This window comes from Bacteroides sp. (genome assembly GCF_028690125.1).
Lineage (GTDB): Bacteria > Bacteroidota > Bacteroidia > Bacteroidales > Bacteroidaceae > Bacteroides.
The window spans coordinates 3,139-5,922 of the sequence record NZ_JAQVBV010000029.1; the positions used below are offsets into that span (position 1 = coordinate 3,139).

A 2,784-nucleotide genomic window follows, 5' to 3' on the forward strand; every position below is an offset into this window, starting at 1 on the left:
GGCATGTCTCATTCAACTCGTATGTGAACTCGGCGTCAATTATATGTAGGAGTTCATATCCAACTGTACGTGCCGCCATTTCAATCATTTGATTGAATCGGGGCTTCATGTTTTCGACTACTCGGATGTTGTTTGTTATTACATGTGTCCTGATTGTAGTCCATTTATATTCGTCTGGCTGTTTGGTCTGATACGAACCATCGAGTGAAAGTATGTAGAGAATTTCGCTGTCCTCATGCACAAACATGAGTGCTCCTGTGGCTTCGTCAACAGTCGCGCGCTCGTTTGTGTCAAGGATCAGGTCGATGTGGCACTTGATTAAGTGCTCTCTTGGATCAGTTTCGTGGAATGCGGCATCACACAGTTCACAAAAGTGTATGCGGTCTCCGTGGGCGTTCGTGCCTTCGTAAGTCCAAGAGTCGACGGCTTCTTCCAACTCTTCACCTTGTTCGTTAGTCAGGCCAGTAACTACTTGCATAAAGCCATAGTCGTCGGCGAATTGCCAATTGGTATCGCCTATGGCAAGTAGATGACCGGGAATTAGAACGATCATTGGGTATCGTGCTCCTTAAAGCGAATTGAGACAGCTTCACAATTTTTGAAGGAAGTTCCATTAATAAAACTTACGTCGGATATAACATATCCCATTGTTGCAAGTTTGTCTGAGACTGCCTGATGTGCAGTTTTAAACTCGGCAACTGAGAAATCTCCGGCAAATCTTATACATTGCTCATCTTTATCGAACGAAATGTTAATGCGACCTTGGTCAAGGGAGACTGTTCCAGTCGTACAGTGACCTGCCGCGAATTCGTTCAATAAAAGTATCGCTGCGGCTTTCATGCTCAGCTCCACTTTATCTGGACGCCCTGGGCACCGATAAGTGTCGCGCTGTTTATGAAGCACACATCAGTAACAAACAGATCGTAGTCACCGAGGACACTCACGATAGCTGTGAATATGCCGATGAATTCTGTCGGGTTGACCTTGTTGGTAAAGACGATTTCTTTACACGGTCTGTCAATTGTTACAAGCTGGTCGTCAATCTTTACGGAGCCGGTGAAATATTCACCGCCCAAAATGCTGTTGAGTAGGTGTATTATTGATTCTCGCATCGTAAACACTCCATTGTTCACTGCAAAAGTCCGAAGTCAGATGCCAAATTGGTAAGTATCATTATTGCGACCACAACTTTGCAAATCGTCACTAAGCCGGGAATCGCTTTCGGCTCACCTATTTTGAAATCTGCCCATCCATGCATTTTCGTCCCATCCATTGTACAAATTTGTGCATCAGCATTATAAGATCTTTTGCATCTTAAGATCAAAAGATAGTTTTCGTTTTCAAGATCTATCATTCGTATATGGCTTCAGAAGAATCTTTTGAAACTTTTGAATCTTATGTGCATATGATTCATAAGTTTCGAAAGACTCTTGAGAGCATAAGACTCGAAAGACTCTTGAGAGCATAAGACTCGAAAGACTCTTGAGATTTTAAAGAACTAAAGCTCTATAATATATATATATTAATAATATATAAGAATATGTTATTATGTTCTTACTCTGTTCTATCTTCCTTTGCATAACTCATGTAACTTGGGTGATATCGTGGGAATCAATCCGGCTGTAAAATTGAGTGTGACCCATCTGAGAGGCTCAAGGTTAAATTTTTATGGTGTGTTTGGTATGTTTACCTTAACTTACCCTTTGAACTTAACCTGTGACCTCTCAGATAGGTCTTGTGGGATCTGGTACAGTTGATCACGATTTTTACCAAGGATTTACTCTCTATTTTTGCAACATGTCGACTCTACGCGAATTTTACCTTCTTGCCATTCGCGTGTCCTTTCGGCCTGAATCGCTATTGCTCTCTCATTGATCTTGCGTTGCCTGATTTTGTGATCTGGACTCTCTCGTCCAGTCTTCCAAATTCTTCGCATGAATCATTCACTCTCCAGCACCTAAGTGCATAAGTGTTGTCTGATGTACGCTCCTGTGCATCAGTTGTTCATAAGTGTGAGAATGCTTGCGATTTTTCAAGAATCGCAAGCGCTGTGGTTTGTATGTATATCTTTGTACAGTCTCCCTTACTGGGACATTTCGCGCTGTTTAGCTTCAAATGCTTGTCTGCGCTTCTGACGTTCTTTCCTGTCCATGAGTTTCGGGCTTTTCTTTGGCTTCTTAGCCAACAGCTGACGTTGAAGGATCTCCATGTTCTCCTGCACATAGGCTGGAGGAATCCAGTTCTCCTTGCGTCCTTTTACGAATGTTACTTTCGGGCGATCCTGTGCCATCTCGCGCTGTATTGCGTTTGCTGCGGATTTAAAATCCTGCATTGCGTCTACGGCTTTGTCGCCTCGCTTGACCGTGCGAACTCCACAGAGAACGCCCGATTGTTTACCCATGAATAGGTTATTTCTTTCTTGATCTGTGAGTCTTTTCTTGACGCTCATGTATCTTCCTCTTGATATGGTCTATTCGTATCGTTAGGAATTCGACACTTTCGATGTGTGGTGTTCTGCATTCGGTCGGCGGATTTAAGCATCTGTAGAAATCACTTTCGATGATTTCGCCACGTGTTGTCGTTTGTAAAATTTTAACCGGCACAGCCGGAAATTTCTTATACACTCCAAATCGTACGTGTTTCATCGATTCGTAGTCGGTTGGACTTATAAGGTGTCCAAGCAGATAATGGTCGCCTATGCTTCGTTTCTCAGCCTGTACCTTTTGAACCCTGAGTGCTCCCAACCACTTCTCCAGTGTTACTGTTGGAAGTATGGCAACATTG

6 protein-coding genes are annotated in these 2,784 nt (G+C 43.1%); all 6 read right to left on the reverse strand.

Annotated elements, in window-relative coordinates; all coding sequences use genetic code 11:
* Nucleotides 1–553: hypothetical protein (locus PHO71_RS17030; RefSeq protein ID WP_300205609.1), on the reverse strand; the 553-nt coding region annotated here is incomplete at its 3' end.
* Nucleotides 550–840: a hypothetical protein gene (locus PHO71_RS17035; protein ID WP_300205610.1), complete on the reverse strand. Its 291-nt coding sequence runs from the start codon at nucleotides 838–840 to the stop codon at nucleotides 550–552. The genes PHO71_RS17035 and PHO71_RS17030, both read right to left, overlap by 4 nt.
* Before the next feature lie 2 nt (nucleotides 841–842).
* Nucleotides 843–1,112: a hypothetical protein gene (locus PHO71_RS17040; protein WP_300205611.1), complete on the reverse strand. Its 270-nt coding sequence runs from the start codon at nucleotides 1,110–1,112 to the stop codon at nucleotides 843–845.
* Nucleotides 1,113–1,129: 17 nt separating this feature from the next.
* Nucleotides 1,130–1,273 (reverse strand): hypothetical protein, encoded by a 144-nt coding sequence (locus tag PHO71_RS17045; protein ID WP_300205612.1) that lies wholly within the window; start codon nucleotides 1,271–1,273, stop codon nucleotides 1,130–1,132.
* Between the two features lie 810 nt (nucleotides 1,274–2,083).
* A complete protein-coding gene (locus PHO71_RS17050; protein WP_300205614.1) occupies nucleotides 2,084–2,401 on the reverse strand; it encodes a hypothetical protein in 318 nt (105 codons plus the stop codon).
* A gap of 7 nt (nucleotides 2,402–2,408) precedes the next feature.
* Nucleotides 2,409–2,784 (reverse strand): hypothetical protein (locus PHO71_RS17055; protein ID WP_300205616.1); only part of this gene is annotated, 376 nt, incomplete at its 5' end.